This window comes from Streptomyces sp. B93 (assembly GCF_018070565.1).
Lineage (GTDB): Bacteria > Actinomycetota > Actinomycetes > Streptomycetales > Streptomycetaceae > Streptomyces.
The window spans coordinates 10,996-30,891 of sequence record NZ_JAGPXL010000061.1; the positions used below are offsets into that span (position 1 = coordinate 10,996).

Here is a 19,896-nt window from a genome sequence, read left to right on the forward strand (position 1 = left end):
GCCTATCGGCCGCCGGTGACAGCCTGATCGTGCGATTCGTCACCGGGCGGCCCGTCCCGCAGCAGCCGTTCCAGCGCGGCCCGGTCCGGCAGGTCGCCGGGCCGCACCACCTCGCCGTCGCGCACGTGCACGAAGGCGGCCGTGACCGACTCCGGGGGCACGCCCTGCTGCTCGGCCCAGGCGATCCGGTACAGAGCGAGCTGGAGCGGGTCGGCGGTGCCGCCGCGGCCGGTCTTCCAGTCGACGATCTCGTACGTCGTCGCAGCGCCGTCGTCGTACCGGTAGACGGCGTCGATGCGGCCGCGGACGACGCGGCCCGCGATGGAGATCTGGAAGGGCGCCTCGACGCGGTAGGGCGTGCGCCGGGCGTACTCGGTGCGTTCGAAGGCGGCCTTGAGGGCCTCGAGGTCCTGTTCGTCGGCGATGTCGGCATCGCTGCCGGGCAGTTCGTCGGGCTCCAGCAGGGGCAGGGTCAGTTCCTCGAAGCGGGCCTCGACCCAGGCGTGGAAGCGGGTGCCGCGGCGGGCCGCGGGCTGGGGCGGGCGGGGCATGGGGCGAGCCAGCTCCTGCGCGAAGCCGTCGGGGTCGGCGGCCAGGTGCAGCAGCTGGGAGGCGGTGAGGGAGGCGGGCAGGGGGACCTCCGTGACGCGTTCGCGGGCGCGCAGCAGCTCGCCGGTGAGGGCGTCGAGGTCGCGGTCCCAGGAGGCGACGGTGCGGGCCTCCTCAGGGGTGAGGGTCTCCTCGGCCGGAGGGGTTCCGGGGTCCTCGGCCGCCGGTGCGGTCGCCTGGTGGGGGACGGCGGGGCGCCGGGTGGTGAGGGAGTCCCAGTCCTCCTCGCTGAGGAAGGGGTCGTCGTCCTCGGCCTCCGGTTCGTCGTACTCCGGAGGCGGGGGCCAGTCGGGGTCCTCGGCGGTGGCGGGGTCTTGGGCGGTGGGGCGGGCGGCGAGGTCGTCGAGGTGGGCCAGTACGGTCTCGGCGGCGGCCCGGCGCCGGACGAGCGCCTCATCGTCCAGGGGCAGCGGCCACACCTGGTCCGCGGTCGCCTTGTGGAGGGCCGGGTTCTCCTCGTCCTCGGCGGGTTCGTCCGCCCAGGCCTCGATCTCGCCGTGTCCGGCGGCGCAGTGGTCGTGCAGGGCCTGGAGGAAGTCGGAGGGTCCGCGTGGCTTCTTCTGGGTGGGCCCCCACCAGTGGCCGGAGCCGAGCAGCAGGGAGCGGGGGCGGGTGAAGGTGACGTAGCCGAGGCGGAGTTCCTCGGTGCGCTGGTGCTCCCTCATGGCCTCGTGGAAGGCCTTCATCCCGCGCGAGTCCCACGCCTCGACGTCGGGCAGGGTGTCCGCGTCGCCGCGCAGCTCGTGCGGCAGCACCTTGGCCTGCGCGGTCCACTTCTCGCGGCCCTGGCCGCTGGGAAAGGTGCCGGTGACCAGTCCGGGGACGGCGACGACGTCCCACTCCAGGCCCTTGGACTTGTGGGCGGTGAGCACCTTGACCGTGTTCTCGCCGCCGGGGAGGGCGTTGTCGAGGCCCTTCTCGTACTGGGCGGCCGTGCGCAGGAAGCCGAGGAAGGCGAGCAGGCTCGCCTCTCCGTCGCCCGCGGCGAAGGAGGCGGCGATGTCGAGGAAGTTGGAGAGGGTCTCCCGGCGGCGGGCGGCCAGGGCGTGCGGCGAGGCGGACAGTTCCACCTCCAGGCCGGTGACGGCGAGGACGCGGTGCAGTACGTCCATCAGCGGGTCGGCGAGGGAGCGGCGCAGGTCGCGCAGTTCGGCGGCGAGGCGGGCGAAGCGGACCCGCGCGTCGGCCGAGAAGGGCAGCCCGTCGTCGTCCCCGCCGCCCTCCAGCGGGGTCTCCAGGAAGGTGTCGAGGGCGTCCGCGAGCGAGATCACCTCGGCCGGGTCGACGCCTTCGACGGCCTCGGCGAGCCTCAGGTCGGGGTCGTCGCCGGGCTCCACGCGCGCGTGGGCGACGAGCAGCCGGGCGCGGCGGCCCAGGAGGGCGAGGTCGCGGGGGCCGATGCGCCAGCGGGGGCCGGTGAGCAGCCGGACCAGGGAGGCGTTGGCGCCGGGGTCCTGGAGGACTTCGCAGACGGCGACGAGGTCGGCGACCTCGGGCAGGTGCAGCAGCCCGGACAGCCCGACCACCTCGACGGGCACGTCACGGGCCACCAGCGCCCCCTGGATCTGCGCGAAGTCACCGGCCGTGCGGCACAGGACGGCGATCTCGCCGGGGGCCTTGCCGGTGTTCACGAGGTGGGCGACGGAGTCGGCGATCCAGTCGATCTCCTCGGCGTGGGTGCGCAGCAGGGCGCAGCGGACCACGCCGTCGCGTTCGGCGCCCGGCGCGGGCCGCAGGGCCGCCACGCCCGCGTGCATGGCGCGCAGGGGTTCGGCGAGGCCGTTGGCGAGGTCGAGAAGGCGGCCGCCGCTGCGCCGGTTCTCGCTGAGGGCCTGGCGGGTGGCGGGGCGGCCGTCCGCGCGGGCGAAGTGGTCGGGGAAGTCGTCCAGGTTGGCGACGGAGGCTCCGCGCCAGCCGTAGATGGCCTGGCAGGGGTCGCCGACGGCGGTGACGGGGTGGCCGGTGCCGCCGCCGAAGAGGCCCGCGAGCAGGACGCGCTGGGCGACGGAGGTGTCCTGGTACTCGTCGAGGAGGACGACGCGGAACTCCTCGCGCAGCAGGCGGCCCACGTCGGGGAGCTGGCCCAGTTCGGCGGCGAGGGCGATCTGGTCGCCGAAGTCGATGAGGTCGCGTTCGCGTTTGGCGGCGCGGTAGCGCACGACGAGTTCGGCGAGTTCCCGGCGGGCGGCGGCGGTCTCGGGGACCTTGCGCAGGTCGGCGTTGCTGAGCCTGGCGCCGTCCAGGGCGAGCAGCAGCCCGGCGTCCCACGCGCGCAGCCGTTCGGGGCGTACGAGGTGCTCGGCGAGTTCGGCGTCGAGGGTGAGCAGGTCGCTGACGAGGTCGGGGAAGGAGCGGGTGAGCGCGGGGTAGGGGCCGGGCGCCTCGCGCAGCACCCGCGCGGCGAGCTGGTAGCGGGTGGCGTCGGCGAGGAGCCGGGAGGAGGGTTCGAGGCCGATGCGCAGCCCGTGGTCGGTCAGGAGACGGCCGGCGAAGGCGTGGTACGTGGAGATCACGGGCTCGCCCGGCGGATCGTCCGGGTCGATGACGTCGGGGTCGGTGACGCCTGCCCTGATCAGGGCCTTGCGGACGCGTTCGGCCAGCTCACCGGCCGCTTTGTTGGTGAAGGTGAGGCCGAGCACCTGTTCGGGGGCGACCTGGCCGGTGCCGACCAGCCAGACCACGCGGGCCGCCATCACCGTCGTCTTCCCGGAACCGGCTCCGGCCACGATCACCTGCGGGGCGGGCGGCGCGGTGATGCAGGCCGTCTGCTCCGGGGTGAACGGGATGCCGAGCAGCTCATTGAGCTGTTCGGGGTCGGTGATACGGGCGGGCACGTCAGAGAGGCTAGCGGCGGGCACTGACAGCGGAGGCCACGGTCGTCATGAGAGGTGCCGGAAGCGCAGGTCAGCACGGGAGGTGCAACCGGTCACAGTCAGTCCACGACGTGGCGGCCCTCCGGGCGTGCGCTGCACGACGCCCGGAACGAGCAGTGCGTGCAGTGCTGCCCGGTCGTCGGCGTGAACCGCTCGTCGAGCACCTTGCCCGCGGCGGTGGCCAGCAGGTCGCCGACCCACTCCCCCTCCAGGGGCTCCTGGGCCTGCACCTTGGGCAAGGTCTCGCCGCCGTCCCGTTTGGCGGCGCCCTGGCGCAGCTGGACGAGTTCGGCGCCGCCCGGCTCGGGACGCACCCCGTCGAAGACGTCGTCGACGGCGCCCTCACGGACTGCGAGCTGGTAGACGGCGAGCTGGGGGTGGCGGGCCACCTCGGCGGCGCTGGGTGCCTGTTTGCCGGTCTTGAAGTCGACGACGTAGGCACGGCCCTCGCCGTCCGTCTCGACGCGGTCCATGGAGCCCCGGATGCGCACCTCGTATTCGCCCGCTTCGAGGGTGACGTCGAAGTCTTGCTCGCTGGCCACCGGGGTGCGTCCGGTGCGGTCCATGACGTGCCACTCCAGGAAGCGTTCGAGCGCCACGCGCGCGTGGTCCTTCTCCTGGGCCGACTTCCACGGCGCGTCGAAGGCGAGCGCGTCCCACACCGAGTCCAGCCGTTCCATCAGCACGTCGAGGTCGGCCGGGGTGTGCCCGGAGGCGACCTCGTCGGCGAGGACGTGCACCACGTTGCCGAAGCCCTGTGCGGCGGTCGCCGGTGTGTCCGCCTTCACCTCGCGGCTGAGGAACCACTGGAGGGCGCAGGTGTTGGCGAGCTGGTCGAGGGCGCTGCCGGAGAGCGTGACGGGCTGGTCCCGGTCGCGCAGCGGCACCTTGCTCTCGGTCGGCTCGAACATGCCCCACCAGCGGTAGGGGTGCGCGGACGGCACCAGCGGCCTGCCGTCGTCGTCGGTGAGGGCCGCGAGCCGGGCGAGGCGCTGGGCCGCGGCCCGGCGCAGGGGGGCCGAGACGCGCGGGTCGACGGTGGTGGCACGCAGCTCCGCGACGAGCGCGGCGACGGACAGCGGGCGGCGCGGGCGGCCGGTGACGTCCCTGGGTTCGACGCCCAGTTCGGTCAGGAAGCGGGAGGGCTGGTCGCCGTCGTCGGCGGGGGCCTTCACGGCGGTGACGACGAGACGTTCACGCGCGCGCGTGGCGGCGACGTAGAACAGTCGGCGCTCCTCCGCGAGGAGGGCGCCGGGGGTGAGGGGTTCGGCGAGCCCGTCGCGGCCTATGCGGTCGGCCTCCAGGAGGGAGCCGCGGCGGCGCAGGTCCGGCCAGAGGCCCTCCTGGACGCCCGCGACGACGACCAGGCGCCACTGGAGGCCCTTGGCGCGGTGCGCGGTCATCAGGCGGACCGCGTCGGGGCGTACCGCGCGACGGGTGAGGGTGTCGGCGGCGATGTCCTCGGCGTCGGTCTCCGCCAGGAAGTTCAGGGCGCCGCGGCCGCCGGTGCGTTCCTCCGCGCGGGCGGCCGTGGCGAACAGCGCGCACACGGCGTCCAGGTCGCGGTCGGCGTTGCGCCCGGCCGCGCCGCCGCGCCGCGCGGACCGCTCGAGGCGGGCGGGCCACGGCGTGCCCTCCCACAGGTCCCACAGCGCCTCCTCGGCCGTACCGCCGCCCGCGAGGCGCTCCCTGGCCTTGCGCAGCAGTGCGCCGAGCCGCTGGGCGCCGCGTGCGTACGCCGGGTCGTGCGCGACCAGCCGCTCGGGTTCGGCGAGCGCCCGCGCGAGCAGGTCGTCGGAGGGCGGCGGTACGGGGTTGCCCGCGGCCCGCTCCTCCTCCCGCAGCGCGCGGCCGAGGCGGCGCAGGTCGGCGGCGTCCATGCCCGCGAGCGGGGAGGTGAGCAGGGTGAGGGCGGTCTCGGTGTCGAGCCAGCAGCCCTCGGACGCGGACTCGGCGCCCTCAGCAAGGGACGCGGCCTCATGGGCACCCGCCTCACCGCCCCCGACCGACGAGCCGCCGCCCGCGCCCCCCGGGGAGCGCCCCGCCTCCGCCATCGCCACCGCCCGCAGCGCGGTCAGCAGCGGGGCCACCGCGGGCTCGTGCCGCAGCGGCACGTCGTCGCCGTCGATGTCCAGCGGGACGCCCGCGGCGGTGAGGGCGCGGCGCAGGGTCGGGATCGTGCGGGACCCGGCGCGCACCAGCACGGCCATCTCGCTCCACGGAACCCCGTCCTCCAGATGGGCCCGCCGGAGGATGTCGGCGATGTTGTCCTGCTCGGTGCCCGCGGTCGGGTAGGTGAAGACCTCGACGCGGCCGCCGTCGCGCGCGGGCGTGAGGTCGCGGTGGGCGCGGGCCCGGTCGGCGGGGAGCCGGGGCAGCGGCATGCGCTGGGTCAGCAGCCGGGTCGCGGCGAGCAGGGCGGCGCCGGAGCGGCGGGAGACGCGCAGCACCTCGACGGGCGCCGGTCGGCCGTCCCGGCGGGGGAAGGCGTGCGGGAAGTCGAGGATGCCGTTCACGTCGGCGCCGCGGAAGGCGTAGATCGACTGGTCGGGGTCGCCGAAGGCGAGGAGGGTGCGTCCGCCGCCCGCGAGGGCGTGCAACAGCCGTACCTGTGCCGGGTCGGTGTCCTGGTACTCGTCGACGTACACGGCGTCGTACTGCGCGGCGAGCCGTTCGGCGACGGCGGGCCGGTGGGCGAGGAGCACCGCGCGGTGGACGAGTTCGGCGTAGTCGACGACTCCCTGGAGGTCGAGCACGTCGAGGTACTCGGCGAGGAAGGCGGCGGCGGCCCGCCAGTCGGGGCGGCCGATGCGGTGGGCGAAGGCGTCCAGGGCGTCCGGGCCGAGGCCCAGTTCGCGGCTGCGGGCGAGCACCGCGCGGACCTCGTCGGCGAAGCCGCGGGTGGTCAGGCAGGCACGCAGTTCGTCCGGCCAGCGCACATGGGCGAGGCCAGCCCGCTCCAGGTCGGCCTGGCCCGCGAGCAGCTCCCGGACGGTGACGTCCTGCTCGGGGCCGGACAGCAGCCGCAGCGGTTCGACGAACAGCTCGCTGTCCTGGTGGGCGCGGACGAGGGCGTACGAGAAGGAGTGGAAGGTGGTCGCGCGGGGCGCGCGGGCGGCGCCCATGCGCAGCGCCATGCGGTCCCGCAGCTCGACGGCGGCCTTGCGGCTGAAGGTGAGCACGAGGATCCGCTCGGGGTGGGTGCCGCCGGCGATGCGGGCCGCCACGGACTCCACGAGGGTGGTGGTCTTGCCGGTGCCGGGACCGGCGAGCACCAGCAGCGGACCGGCCTCGTGGTCAACCACCGCGCGCTGTGCGGCGTCAAGACGAGGGGGATCCGGTCGGGTCGGCGGGGTTCGTACCAGTCGGTAAGCGCCACGGTTCCCCTGCCGCACCTCGAGGTGCGGCAGGCGCCTGGTGGAGGAAGGGAAGCTCACGTGGTTCGCCGGTCCTGGTGGGTGTGCTGGTGGTGCGACCGCCGCGCGGGGCGGGCGGTGGCCTCGGGATGAGGGGGACGTGCGCAGCCGACGCTACGCCGGGGGAACTCACGGAAGCAGGGCTTCCGCTTCTTCCCACCGGGCCCTCACGCCACATCCGCCCCTTGCCCCTCGAACGTACGTCATGTCACGGACGTACCCTGTTTACCCCGTACGGATCACGCGTCCCCCACGGGCCGCGCCGATGGCGGAAGCTGTCAGGTGTGAGCCTTCGCGTGTCAGGTGTGAGCTCTTGCGCTTTCGCCGCCGTCCCACCGCGCGCGCTTCACGTCGACGCGCGGCAGATGCCCCTCGGCCGTCCGCCCGGCGCCTCTGAGCGCGGTGCCCTCCGCGCGGTAGTGGTCCAGCGCCTCCAGCTCATGACCGGCGAGCAGCACACCGTCCGCGCGGACGACCCGCCACCAGGGGACAGCGCCCCCGTAGAGGGCCATCACCCGGCCGACCTGGCGCGGGCCGCCCTCCTCCAGCCACTCGGCGACATCGCCGTACGTCATGACGCGTCCGGCCGGAATCCGTTCCGTGAGGTCGAGGACCCGCTCCGCGTACTCCGGCAGTGCGTCGGCGTACTCCGGGCGGGCCTCCTCGGGCAGGCTCTGCTCGCTCATTCGCCCCATCCTGCCCGATGCCACCGACAATGTGACGGGCCCGCCACCGTGCGTATCCCTCGCTCCGAAGCCGCCCTTCCGGCAGACTGTGCGCCCCGCGTCCGCACCCTGATGCCCCCGTGTGCCGGTGGAGCATGCCACCATCGTGCGGGCGGTGACTGGTGATACGAGACCAAGAAGAGACGATGAAGCAGCAGGGTGTGCACCCCGAGGACGCCGAGGGCACCTCTGACGCTTCGGCACGCCCGGACACCGCGGACCCCGCCCGGACCACCGGGCGGCCGGCCACCGGCGAGAGCACCCGCTCCATGAACTCGGACCCGATCAGTGACGATTCCCACACCGACGCGGTGGAGGGCGACGAACCACTGCTCCCCGCGCGCGTGCACCGCCCCTCCGATCTCATGCGCCTCCTGGTGGGCGCGCTCGCCGTGGCCGTGCTGCTCGCCATCGCCGCGTTCGCGCACGGCACCACCTCGGGCCTCGAACAGGACATCACCAAGGGCACCGGCCAGGCACCCGACCTGCTGATCAAGATCGCGGGGCTGGCGTCCAGCATCGCGATCCTCCTGGTCCCGGTCGCCTTCGCGATCGAACGGCTGATCAAACGGGACGGGCTGCGCATCGCCGACGGCGTCCTCGCGGCCGTACTCGCCCACGGAGTGACGCTGGCCACGGACCTGTGGGTCGCCGAGGCGGCCCCCGACTCCATCCAGGAGGCGCTCACCCAGCCCTCCCCCGGCGACCTCAACGCCCTCACCGACCCGGTGCACGGCTATCTGGCACCCGTCATCGCCTATATGACCGCCGTCGGCATGTCCCGCAGACCACGCTGGCGCGCGGTGCTGTGGATCGTGCTGACGCTGGACGCGTTCTCGATGCTCGTCACCGGCTACACGACGCCGTTCTCGATCGTCCTGACGCTGCTGATCGGCTGGAGCGTCGCCTACGGCACGCTGTACGCCGTCGGCTCGCCAAACGTCCGCCCCACCGGACGGACCTTGATGGCGGGCCTGCGGACGGTCGGCTTCCGCCCGGTGAGCGCCTCCCGCGAGGACGCGGCCGACGTCACGGACGGCGACCGCGGACGCCGTTACTTCGTCACCCTGGAGGACGGCCCACCGCTGGACGTCACGGTCGTCGACCGCGAGCAACAGGCCCAGGGCTTCTTCTACCGGGTCTGGCGCAATCTCACCCTGCGCGGCTTCGCCACCCGCCGCAGCCTCCAGTCGCTGCGCCAGGCCCTCGAACAGGAGGCGCTGCTCGCCTACGCCGCCATCGCGGCCGGAGCCAACGCGCCCAAGCTGATCGCCACCTCGGAACTGGGTCCCGACGCCGTGATGCTCGTCTACGAGCACAGCGGCGGACGCACCCTGGACTCGGTGGCGGACGAGGACATCACCGACGAGTTGCTGCGGCACACCTGGGAGCAGGTGCGGGCGTTGCAGTCCCGCCGTATCGCGCACCGCAGGCTGGCGGGTGACGCCATCCTGGTGGATCGTTCCGGCACGGTGATCCTCACCGACCTGCGCGGCGGCGAGATCGCGGCCGGTGACCTGCTGCTGCGCATGGACGTCGCCCAGCTGATGACCACCCTGGCGCTGCGGGTGGGCGCCGAGCGTGCCGTGGCCTCCGCGGTCGCCGTGCTCGGCCCCGACGCCGTGGCCGACTGTCTGCCGATGCTCCAGCCGATCGCCCTGACGCGCTCCACGCGCGCGACGCTGCGCCGGCTGGCCCGGGAACGCGCGGAACGCGAACGCGAGGCGGTGCTGGAGGCGTCCCGGCTCGCCCGGCAGGCCCGCGCGGAGGAGGCCGGACAGGACACCTCGGTCGTCCTGGAGAAGCCCGACAAGAAGGCGGTGCGCGCCCAGACGAGGGCCGAGAAGCGGGCCGTCGAGGAGGCCCTGGAGGAGGCCCGCGAGGACGATCTGCTCACCCAGATCCGCCACGAAGTGCTGCTGATCCGGCCGCAGGCACCGGTGGAACCGGCCCGGCTCGAACGGGTCCGCCCCCGCACCCTGATCAGCTTCATCGCGGGTGCCATCGGCGCCTACTTCCTGCTCACCCAGCTCACCCACATCGAGTTCGGCCCGCTCTTCGCCAACGCCGAGTGGGGCTGGGTCGCGGCGGCGGTGCTGTTCTCGGCACTGACCTACTTCGCCGCGGCGATGTCCCTGCTGGGTTTCGTGCCCGAGCGGGTGCCCTTCCCGCGGACGGTGCTGGCGCAGGTCGCCGGGTCGTTCGTGAAGATCGTGGCCCCGGCCGCGGTCGGCGGTGTGGCGCTCAACACCCGCTTCCTCCAGCGGGCGGGCGTCCGGCCCGGCCTGGCGGTGGCCAGCGTCGGCGCCTCCCAGCTGTTCGGGCTCGGCAGCCACATCGTCCTGCTGCTGTCCTTCGGCTACCTCACCGGCACCGAGAAGACACCGTCGCTGTCGCCGTCCCGGACGGTCATCGCCGGGCTGCTGACGGTGGCGGTGCTGGTGCTCGTGGTGACCTCGGTGCCGTTCCTGCGGAAGTTCGTCGTCACGCGCGTGCGGTCGCTCTTCGCCGGGGTCGTGCCGCGCATGCTCGACGTGCTCCAGCGCCCGCAGAAGCTGATCACCGGCATCGGCGGCATGCTGCTGCTCACCGCCTGCTTCGTGATGTGCCTGGACGCCTCGATCCGGGCCTTCGGCGACGAGTCCACCTCGCTCAGCATCGCCAGCGTCGCGGTCGTGTTCCTCGCGGGCAACGCGCTCGGTTCCGCCGCCCCGACGCCGGGCGGTGTCGGCGCGGTCGAGGCGACCCTGACCGTCGGCCTGATCGCCGTGGGCCTGCCCAGCGAGGTCGCCGCCCCGGCGGTCCTGCTCTTCCGGCTGCTGACGCTGTGGCTGCCGGTGCTGCCGGGCTGGCTGGCGTTCAACCACCTCACCCGCAAGGGCGCGCTCTGACCGTCCCCTCCGGGCGTACCTCGTACGGCCCGTGCCCCGCGCGTCCCGCCGGGCGCGACCGCAGGATGGGGACATGCCCAGACCTTCCCTGCCGCGCGCCGCCGCCCTGACCGCCACCGTCGTGCTGCTGACCTCCGCGCTGGCGGGGTGCGGCGACGACGCCGAGGACGAGGACCTGTCGGCGCAGAAGCTGAGCTGGAAGGACTGCCCCGCCCCGTCCCAGGCTCAGGGCGGCGGCCCCTCCCCGTCGCCGCTGCCGGACGACGGCGCCTGGCAGTGCGCCACCATGAAGGCGCCGCTCGACTGGGACGACCCCGAGGGCGACACCATCGGGATCGAGCTGATCCGAGCCCAGGCCAGCGGGGAGCGCGGCCGGCGCATCGGCTCCCTCGTCTTCAACTTCGGCGGCCCCGGCGGCTCGGGGGTCACCACGCTGCCCGCCTTCGGCGAGGAGTACGAGACCCTGCGCACCCGCTACGACCTGGTCAGCTTCGACCCGCGCGGCGTCGGGCGCAGCGCCGCCGTGTGGTGCGAGAGCGACCAGCAGCTCGACGCCTACTTCCAGCTGGACGCGACCCCGGACGACGCCGCCGAGCGCACCGAACTCCTCGACGGGGTGAAGCAGTTCAACGACGCCTGCGAGGACCGGTCCGAGCGGATGCTGCCGCACGTGGCCACCACCGACGCTGCCCGCGACATGGACCTGATGCGCCAGGTCCTCGGCGACGACAAGCTCCACTACTTCGGCATCTCCTACGGCACCGAACTGGGCGGCGTCTACGCCCACCTGTTCCCGAAGAACGTGGGCCGGGCCGTGTTCGACGCGGTCGTCGACCCGACGCAGACACCGGAGCAGGGGTCGCTGGGCCAGGCCAAGGGCTTCCAGCGCGCGCTCGACAACTTCGCCGAGGACTGTGTGTCGCAGGAGGAGGAGTGCCCGATCGGGGACAGCGCACAGGACGTCAAGGACCGCATCGCCCGGCTGCTCGAGGACCTCGACGCGCGGCCGATCCCCGGCGTCTTCCCCCGCGAACTGACCCAGACCGCCGCGACCAACGGCATCGCGCAGGCGCTGTACTCCCAGGACTTCTGGCAGTACCTCACCGACGGCCTTGAACAGGCGTACGACGGGGACGGCCAGATCCTGATGCTGCTGTCCGACTCGCTGAACGGGCGCAGCGAGAACGGCGAGTACAGCAATCTGGTCCCGGCCAACATCTCCATCAACTGCGCCGACGACAAGCCGCGTTACACCGTGGCGCAGGTGCAGCGCGCGCTGCCCGAGTTCCGTGCCGCCTCCGAGGTGTTCGGCGACTTCCTGGCCTGGTCCATGCTGAGCTGCACCGACTGGGCGGTGCCGGGCGCGGCCGACCATCCCGATGTGAGCGCGCCCGGGTCGGCGCCGATCCTCGTCGTGGGCAACACCGGCGACCCGGCGACACCGTACGAGGGTGCGCGCAAGATGGTGCGGGCGCTGGGTGAGGGCGTCGGGGTCGAGCTGACGTACCGGGGGCAGGGGCACGGCGCGTACGACAGCGAGAACAAGTGTGTACGGAACGCGGTGGACGGCTACCTGCTGGACGGCCGGGTGCCCAAGGCCGGGACCGTCTGCTCCTGACCGAGGCCGGTCCGGACCGCGCCCAGTCGGCCCGGACCCCGCCTCCCGCGTACGGCCGCCCCCCCCCCGACACGTACGACCGACCGCTCGACGTCACCAAACGCGCAGGTCAGAAGGTTATCCACAGGCTCCGGCAGGCGCGGCTAGTTCCGCATAGCATGGCCTGACCGCGGTCCGCAGCGCAGGAGCGGACGGCTTGTGAGGGGGGATGTGCGACATGGCGCGTTTCGTACGGGGCGCGGCGCTGGGTATGGCCGCGGCGCTGCTGGCCACGGGATGCAGCGGCGACGACTCGTCGGGCGGCGGGCCCTCGCCCGACGACCGGTCGTCCGCGACGCGGGGCGGATCGGCGCCGGTCGTGCCGGAGCTGGACTGGGGGCGGTGCAAGGCGACCGACGACGCCCCCGCCCCGGGGCGCGACTGGCAGTGCGCCACGCTCAAGGCGCCCCTCGACTGGTCGAAGCCGGACGGCGACACGATCGACCTGGCCCTGATCCGCGCCAAGGCCACGGGCGACGACCGCATCGGCTCACTGCTGTTCAACTTCGGCGGACCCGGCGGCTCGGGCGTCTCCACCCTCCCGGCGTACGCCGGCACGGCCTCGCAACTCCGTGAGCGGTACGACCTGGTGAGCTGGGACCCGCGCGGGGTGGGCGCCAGCGGCGGCATCCGCTGCCGTGACGACAAGGAGATCCAGGCGGCCGAGTCGATCGACGTCACCCCGGACACGGCGGCCGAGGAGGAGGCCTACTTCCAGGACGCCGCCGACTTCGGCAAGGGCTGCGCCGAGGACGCCGGGAAGCTGCTGGCCCATGTCTCCACCACGGACACCGCCAGGGACATGGACCTGATGCGCCAGGCCCTCGGCGACGACAAGATGCACTACTTCGGCATCTCGTACGGCACCGAACTGGGCGGTGTCTACGCGCACCTGTTCCCCGACAAGGTGGGACGGCTGACCCTGGACGCGGTCGTCGACCCGGCCGCCGACGCGGTCGGTCACGCCGAGAACCAGACCAGGGGCTTCCAGCGGGCGCTCGACGACTATCTGAAGGACCGGGGCGAGGACCCGGAGCAGGGCACCCGGGAGATCGCCGACCTGCTGGAGCGGATCGACGCGAAGCCGCTGCCGACCTCGTCGGGGCGCAAGCTGACCCAGACCCTCGCCGTCACCGGGATCGTCCTGCCGCTGTACAGCGAGTCCAGCTGGCCGACCCTGACCAGCGCCCTGGAAGCGGCCGAGCGGGGCGACGGCACCGCGCTGCTGGCGCTCGCCGACGGCTACAACGAACGCGACCCGTCGGGGCACTACGGCACGACGACGCATTCACAACGGGTCATATCGTGCCTGGACGACAAGCAGCGGCCGACGCCCGCCGAGGCGAAGGAGCGGCTGCCCGAGTTCGAGAAGCTGTCGCCCGTGTTCGGGGCGTTCCTGGGCTGGGACACGGCGGGCTGGTGCCACCAGTGGCCGGTGCCCGGACAGCACGACACCCCGGAGGTGAGCGCGCCCGGAGCGGCGCCGATCCTCGTCGTGGGCAACACCGGCGACCCGGCGACACCCTACGAGGGCGCCCGCAGGATGGCGGACGAGCTGGGCGAGGGGGTCGGCGTGGTGCTCACCTGGGAGGGCGAGGGGCATGGCGCGTACGGCAGTGGCAGCAGCTGTGTCGACTCGACGGTGAACGCGTACCTGCTGGAGGGCCGTGTGCCCGAGGACGGCAAGGTCTGTTCCTGACGACGGCGGGGGCTCCGAGCACCCGTGGCGCTCGAAGCCCCCGCCGTTCAGGCCAGGAGCGCTGGTCAGTAGACCGGCTTGTCCGGTTCGATCTGGTTGACCCAGCCGATGACGCCGCCGCCGACGTGGACGGCGTCCGAGAAGCCCGCGGACTTCAGGACCGCGAGGACTTCCGCACTGCGGACACCCGTCTTGCAGTGCAAGACGATCTTCTTGTCCTGCGAGAGGCCTTCCAGGGCGGTGCCCATCAGGAACTCGTTCTTGGGGATCAGCCGGGCACCGGGGATCGAGACGATCTCGTACTCGTTGACCTCGCGGACGTCGATGATGTCGATGTTCTCGCCGTCGTCGATCCACTCCTTGAGCTGCTTGGGAGTGATCGTGGAGTCGGCGGCCGCCGCCTGGGCCTCCTCGGAGACGACGCCGCAGAAGGCCTCGTAGTCGATGAGTTCCGTGACGGTCGGGTTCTCGCCGCAGACCGCGCAGTTGGGGTCCTTGCGGACCTTCACCTGGCGGTACTGCATCTCCAGGGCGTCGTAGATCATCAGGCGGCCGACCAGCGGCTCACCGGTGCCGGTGAGGACCTTGATGGCCTCGGTGACCTGGATGGAGCCGATGGACGCGCACAGCACGCCCAGGACGCCGCCCTCGGCGCAGGAGGGGACCATGCCGGGGGGCGGGGGCTCCGGGTAGAGGCAGCGGTAGCAGGGGCCGTGCTCCGACCAGAAGACGGAGGCCTGACCGTCGAAGCGGTAGATGGACCCCCAGACGTACGGCTTGTTCAGCAGCACGCACGCGTCGTTGACCAGGTAGCGGGTCGCGAAGTTGTCGGTGCCGTCGACGATCAGGTCGTACTGGCTGAAGATGTCCATCACGTTGTCGGCCTCGAGCCGCTCCTCGTGCAGGACCACGTTCACGTACGGGTTGATGCCGAGCACGCTGTCGCGGGCCGACTCGGCCTTGGAGCGGCCGATGTCCGCCTGGCTGTGGATGATCTGGCGTTGCAGGTTCGACTCGTCGACCTCGTCGAACTCCACGATGCCGAGAGTGCCGACGCCCGCGGCGGCCAGGTACATCAGCGCCGGCGAGCCCAGGCCGCCGGCGCCCACACACAGCACCTTGGCGTTCTTCAGCCGCTTCTGCCCGTCCATCCCCACGTCGGGGATGATCAGGTGGCGGGAGTACCTGCGGACCTCGTCTACGGTGAGCTCGGAAGCGGGCTCGACCAGGGGTGGCAGCGACACGGGGACTCCGTTGGTCGGTCAATCACTACGGTTGTTCTTCCCGTAACAGTGCCATGGCCTTTTTCATTCCGAGACACCTGTCCCGACCCGCGAGACGAATTCGTCCCAGTAGCCGGGCATGGCCTCCCAGGGGCTCGCTCCGGCGCGGTTCGTGCGGTCCGTGAAGTAGATGGTCGCGGCGCCCTGCCAGCGGGCGATGCGCAAGGCCTCCTCCAGGTGGCCGCGGGGCACGCCGTGCACGAAGTGGCAGAACCGCTCGGGCGGATGGTCGGCGGTCCACTCCGCCACCTGGGACCAGCGGTAGTCGCTCCAGCGCCCGCGGAAGGTGACGAGCTGGTCGCCGTGGTCGGCGTAGCCGGGGTGCGGGTGGGTGCCGTGGCCGAGGACGATGTGGGCATCGTCACGCAGGGCGCGCAGCGCGGTGACCGTGCGGCGGATCTCCGGGAGCGCGGCGCGGTCCGTGGGGCAGCGGTCGAGGAGGAAGCCGTCCACGCCGTACCAGTCGAGGTAGCGGTGCGCGGCGGCGAGCGATCCGGGGAGCGCGGTGGCCGACGAGGTGTCCAGGTGGCCGAGGACGCGCACGCCCGCGGTGCGCAGGCGGGCCGTCGCCTGGAGGCAGTCCGGGTCGAGGCGGGTGCCGGGGCCGTCGGCGACGTTCAGGACGACCCAGTGCAGCGGGGCTCCCGGGCGGGCCAGGTCGGCCCACTCCCTGGGGGCGACCAAGGGGTGCGCGCAGCCGGGGACTCCGACGCCGGTGCCGGTGACGAGACCGGCCGGGTTCGCTCTGGTGCTGGTCAGATGCGGCATGCCGCCTCCATCCAGATGTCCGCCAGGGACTCCTCGAGGTTGATGCGAGGACGCCAGCCGAGCCGGTCGCGGGCGGTGCGGACATCGGCCTGCTGCCAGCTGCCGCAGCCGTCGGGGTACGGGTACACGGCCGCCTGCGGCGGGTGGGGCGGCGGAGTCGCCCCCGGGGCCGGGTGGTCCGGGTCGGGGCGGGGGTGGCCGACAGCGTGGCCGAGGGCGGCGTGGCCGGAGGGGTGGCCGCCGCCCAGGGAGTGGGCGAGCGACGACCTCAAGGGGGCCGGGGGGCCGTCGAGTTCGTGGAGGGCGCCGCCGTATCCGGCCACCCGGGCGAGGACGGCCGCGGCGTCGCGAAGGCGGACCGCGCGTCCGGAGCCAATGTTGATGACGCCCTGGGCGGCGGAGAGCGACGCCGCGTGCACGGCGCGGGCCACGTCGCGGACGTCGATGAAGTCGCGCTGGACGCCCAGGCCGCCCAGCTTGAGTTCGCCGTCGCCGGTCTGCATGGCCCGGCGCATGGCCTCGGCGAGGCGGCCGAGCGGCGACCCGGCGGGGGTGCCGGGGCCCGCGGGTGAGAAGACGCGCAGGACGACGGCGTCCAGGCCGGAGCCGAGGACGAGTTCGGTGGCGGCGAGCTTGCTGACCCCGTACGGGCCGCCGGGGCGGGGGACGGCGTCCTCGGCCGTGGAGGATCCGGGCTGGCTGGGGCCGTACTCGGCGGCGCAGCCGATCTGCACCAGGCGGGCGCCGCAGCCGCTGCGGCGCAGGGCCTCGCAGACGGTGGCGACGGCGACGGTGTTGTGGCGGGTGAGTTCGCGGGCACCGCCGCGGGTGGCGCCCGCGCAGTTGATGACCACCCCGGGGTGGACCGCGTCCAGGAACCGGGTGAGCGCGCCGGGGCTGCCGGAGGCCAGGTCGAAGCGGACGTCGGCGTCGTCGCCCCGGCCGAGGGCGGTGAGCTGGACGGCCGGGTCGGCGAGGAGACGGTCGGCGACGAAGCGGCCGATGTAGCCGTTGGGGCCGATCAGCAGGACTCTCATCGTGGGGCTCCCGGGGGTTGAGGGGTTCCGGAGTGGGTGGTGGTCATGTCGGGCTCTCCTCCGAGGGGGATTCGAGGTCTCAGGGCCCCTTCGGCCCCGGTCCCTCCGGTCTGGCATGGGCGCTGGCCCGGGTCAGCGTGCGGGTCGCGTGGATGAGGAGGGTCAGTGCGGCGGCCCCGCAGCTGAGGGCCGGGACGGCGGCGGGCCCCCAGGTCTCCACGACCGTCTCGACAGGGGTCGCCAGGAAGGCGCAGCCCGGCAGGCGGGACGCCAGGAGGCTCGCCACGGCGGTCGCCTCGGAGGCCACCGCGGCGGTGAGGACCAGGGCGGGGGCGTGGTTGCGGCCGTGGGCGGCGAGGAGGCGCGCCACGAGCAGGAGTGCGCCGAGGGTGAGGGTCTGAGCGTGGGCCGCGGGCTCACCGAGCAGTGCGGAGGAGGCGATGAGGAGGGCCGTCAGGGCGGTGAGGAACAGGGCGATGACGCCCAGCAGCAGGGGACGGACCGCGCTGGTGAAGTCCTCCAGGCCGCGGCTGGCCGCCAGCCTGCGACGGGCTCCCGAGATGAAGAGGTGGGTGCACCAGGTCGCGGGGGCGCCCGCCAGCGCCAGGGCCAGCAGCGGGGCGGTGGCGATCGGCCAGGAGCCTTCCGAGGGCCCGGTGGGCATGCTGTCCGGGCCTCCGGCGAGCACGGCCCCGAGGACGCCGTCCCCCAGGGCGGCGTAGGCGAGGAGGCAGAAGGTCTTGGTCGGGGAGAGGGTGCCGCGCAGCGCCAGGGCGGCGGTGAACAGGGCGGCCGCCGTCAGGAGCAGTTGGGGCTCGCCCCCGGTCAGGTGCAGTGCCGTGACGGCCGCGGCGGCGAGCGCGGCGAACAGCAGACCGCGCAGCAGCCCCGCCGGTCGCGGGTCGGGCGCGGTGGGCGGCCGCGGGCTCGTGGCGGGCTCGGTGTCGCGGGGGACGCGGGCGTACATCTCCTCCGCGAGGGAGAACACGTCCCGGTGCCGGAAGCGGGTCGCGGTGCGGTCGGTGACGCCGTGGGCCTCCAGGGCGGCGGCGATCTCCAAGGGGTCCACGGCGCGTTCGCACAGGTCGCGGTGGCGGTGCATCAGGGCCTTGACCGGGTCCACGGCGCCGTGGCGGGGGGCGGGAGCCGTCCTGCGCTCGCTCATCGGGCTCCCTCTCTGGCGGATACCGGCGTCGCCCGTACCGGTGGGCCGGGTGCCCACGCCGGGGTGCGGTGCGCGGGTCGCCCGGCCCAGCGGCCGGGGACATGGGCCTCGGCCGGGACGGCGAACGGGAGGGGTTCGCCGGTGTCGTCCAGGACGACCCGGCGGACCGGGCTGTGCGAGACGATGTCCAGGTAGATGCCGTGGAAGGCGGCGATGTTCTGCTCGACGGTGAAGAGTTCGAGGGCGCGGGCGCGGGCGGCGGCACCGAGGCGCTCCCGGCGCTCGGGGTCGCGCAGCAGCTCCACGCAGGCCCCGGCGAGCGCCGCGGGATTGCGCGGCGGCACTACGAGCCCGGTCCCGCCGATGACCTCCACCACGGCGCCGACGTCGGTGGACACGGTCGCCCGGCCGCAGAGCATGGCCTCGACCAGCCCCACCGGGAAGCCCTCGACGACGCTGGACAGGACGATCACGGCACCTGAGGCATAGGCCTCGGCCGGGCTCGGGAACGCGTCGGTCTCCTCGAAGGACACCGGGTTCTCGCCGACGGCGTGCCGTCCCTCGGCCTCGTCCGGGAAGAGGTGGGTGGCGAGGGCCTGACAGTGGGTGAGGTAGGCCGCGCCCTCGGCCCCGGTGGGGGCGCCGACGATCCGCAGCCGGGTCCCGGGCTCGGCCTTGCGGACCTCCGCGAAGGCGTGCAGCAGGGAGACCAGGTCCTTGGCCGGTTCGATCCGGCCGACCCAGGTCAGGGTGTTGTCCGCGTGCTGGGACCCCTCGCCGACCTCGGCGAACGGGGCGGCGTCCATGCCGGGGTAGACGGTGCGCAGCTTGGCGCGGTCGGCGCCGCAGCGCTCCTGCCAGCGCCGGGCGTGCGCGTTGCCCGGGGTGACGCAGGCGGCCTGCCGGTAGACCTCGGCGGCGAGCCCGCCGTGGAAGGCGGCGAGCAGGGCGCGTACGGCCGGGGCGGTGTCGTCGGCGCCGGAGGCCAGGTAGTGGGTCCGCAGCCGTACGCCGTACTCGGTGACCAGCAGGGGTACGCCGGTGAAGTGGCGGGCCAGCAGTCCGGGCAGGGCGGCGGCGCCGCCGGAGGCCGCGTGGCACAGGTCGACCGCGCCGAGCCCGTCGTCCTCGTACCAGTCGAAGGACAGGGGCCGCAGGGCGCGCTCCAGCTGCGCGGCGACGGCGAGCAGTTCGGGGACGCGCGCCTCGCGTGCCGCACGCCGGGCGCCGGGCGCGCGGCATGCGCGTTCCAGGGCGCGCACGGCTGTCTCGGAGCGGAGTGCCGCCGGGAGGCCGCCCTCGTCGCTGGCGAGTTCCGCGAGCCCGTAGAGGGCACTGGCGAAACGGTCCGCCTGAGGGGTGGCGGAGTCCGGGGCGGGGACGCAGAGGGCGGTCGCCAGTTCGTCGTAGTGCTCGGCGAAGCGCCGGCGTGCGCGCCTGCCGAGTACCACCCCGTCGTCCTCGACCGTCCACAGCGGCCCCGTGCGCACCCGTCTGACCTGCGGTGGCAGCGGAACCCAGCCCTCGTCCTCCTGTCGTCGGCTGCGGCTGAGCGCGTAGACATCGAACTCGTGCTGCCCGAGCCCGCGCACAAGCCGGTCGCACCAGAGCCCGGCATCACCGTTCAGGTACGGATAACCACCCTCCGTAAGCAGTCCGATGCGCACAGGTGCACCCCCGATCTCCCGTATGGGGAGCCGCCGTTGGTCCCGACGGCTCGCAGCGGGACGAACGTATGCGGACAAGGCGGTGGCGCGACGGACGGTTGTCCGT

Annotated in this window: 11 protein-coding genes; 3 read left to right on the forward strand and 8 right to left on the reverse strand. The window is 73.7% G+C overall.

Annotation, left to right across the window (positions count from 1 at the left end; all coding sequences use genetic code 11):
• Window positions 1–2: 2 nt before the first annotated feature.
• The 3 genes from KBY47_RS32945 to KBY47_RS32955 all read right to left on the reverse strand — a co-directional run bounded on the left by KBY47_RS32945 (window position 3) and on the right by KBY47_RS32955 (window position 7,584).
• Window positions 3–3,443 (reverse strand): ATP-dependent DNA helicase, encoded by a 3,441-nt coding sequence (locus KBY47_RS32945; protein WP_210927747.1) that lies wholly within the window; start codon window positions 3,441–3,443, stop codon window positions 3–5.
• 98 nt (window positions 3,444–3,541) lie between these two features.
• A complete protein-coding gene (locus KBY47_RS32950; RefSeq protein WP_210927750.1) occupies window positions 3,542–6,919 on the reverse strand; it encodes an ATP-dependent DNA helicase in 3,378 nt (1,125 codons plus the stop codon).
• A gap of 278 nt (window positions 6,920–7,197) precedes the next feature.
• The gene (locus KBY47_RS32955) at window positions 7,198–7,584 is read right to left on the reverse strand and encodes an MGMT family protein (RefSeq protein WP_282108470.1); all 387 of its coding nucleotides are present in this window, start codon (window positions 7,582–7,584) and stop codon (window positions 7,198–7,200) included.
• Between the two features lie 185 nt (window positions 7,585–7,769).
• Here KBY47_RS32955 and KBY47_RS32960 point away from each other — a divergent pair, with 185 nt between their 5' ends.
• From KBY47_RS32960 to KBY47_RS32970, 3 genes are all read left to right on the forward strand, one after another.
• Window positions 7,770–10,514 (forward strand): lysylphosphatidylglycerol synthase transmembrane domain-containing protein, encoded by a 2,745-nt coding sequence (locus KBY47_RS32960; RefSeq protein ID WP_210927754.1) that lies wholly within the window; start codon window positions 7,770–7,772, stop codon window positions 10,512–10,514.
• Window positions 10,515–10,587: 73 nt separating this feature from the next.
• Window positions 10,588–12,132, forward strand: a complete 1,545-nt coding sequence (locus KBY47_RS32965; protein WP_210927756.1) for an alpha/beta hydrolase — start codon at window positions 10,588–10,590, stop codon at window positions 12,130–12,132.
• 217 nt (window positions 12,133–12,349) lie between these two features.
• Window positions 12,350–13,870 carry an alpha/beta hydrolase gene (locus tag KBY47_RS32970; protein ID WP_210927757.1) on the forward strand — a complete coding sequence of 507 codons (1,521 nt, stop codon included), beginning with the start codon at window positions 12,350–12,352 and terminating at the stop codon, window positions 13,868–13,870.
• Between the two features lie 65 nt (window positions 13,871–13,935).
• Here the strand turns inward: KBY47_RS32970 and moeZ are convergent, their stop codons facing one another.
• The 5 genes from moeZ to KBY47_RS32995 form a co-directional block, all read right to left on the reverse strand.
• A complete protein-coding gene (moeZ, locus tag KBY47_RS32975; RefSeq protein ID WP_210927760.1) occupies window positions 13,936–15,114 on the reverse strand; it encodes an adenylyltransferase/sulfurtransferase MoeZ in 1,179 nt (392 codons plus the stop codon).
• 63 nt (window positions 15,115–15,177) lie between these two features.
• Window positions 15,178–15,921: a spherulation-specific family 4 protein gene (locus KBY47_RS32980; RefSeq protein WP_210927762.1), complete on the reverse strand. Its 744-nt coding sequence runs from the start codon at window positions 15,919–15,921 to the stop codon at window positions 15,178–15,180.
• Window positions 15,909–16,958: an NAD-dependent epimerase/dehydratase family protein gene (locus tag KBY47_RS32985; RefSeq protein ID WP_210927764.1), complete on the reverse strand. Its 1,050-nt coding sequence runs from the start codon at window positions 16,956–16,958 to the stop codon at window positions 15,909–15,911. The genes KBY47_RS32980 and KBY47_RS32985 overlap by 13 nt, the downstream gene beginning before the upstream one ends.
• Window positions 16,959–17,037: 79 nt before the next feature.
• Complete coding sequence (locus tag KBY47_RS32990) at window positions 17,038–18,123, reverse strand: hypothetical protein (protein ID WP_210927766.1); 1,086 nt, start codon at window positions 18,121–18,123, stop codon at window positions 17,038–17,040.
• Window positions 18,120–19,790: a DUF3492 domain-containing protein gene (locus KBY47_RS32995; RefSeq protein WP_210927769.1), complete on the reverse strand. Its 1,671-nt coding sequence runs from the start codon at window positions 19,788–19,790 to the stop codon at window positions 18,120–18,122. The genes KBY47_RS32990 and KBY47_RS32995 overlap by 4 nt, the downstream gene beginning before the upstream one ends.
• Between the last annotated feature and the right edge of the window lie 106 nt (window positions 19,791–19,896).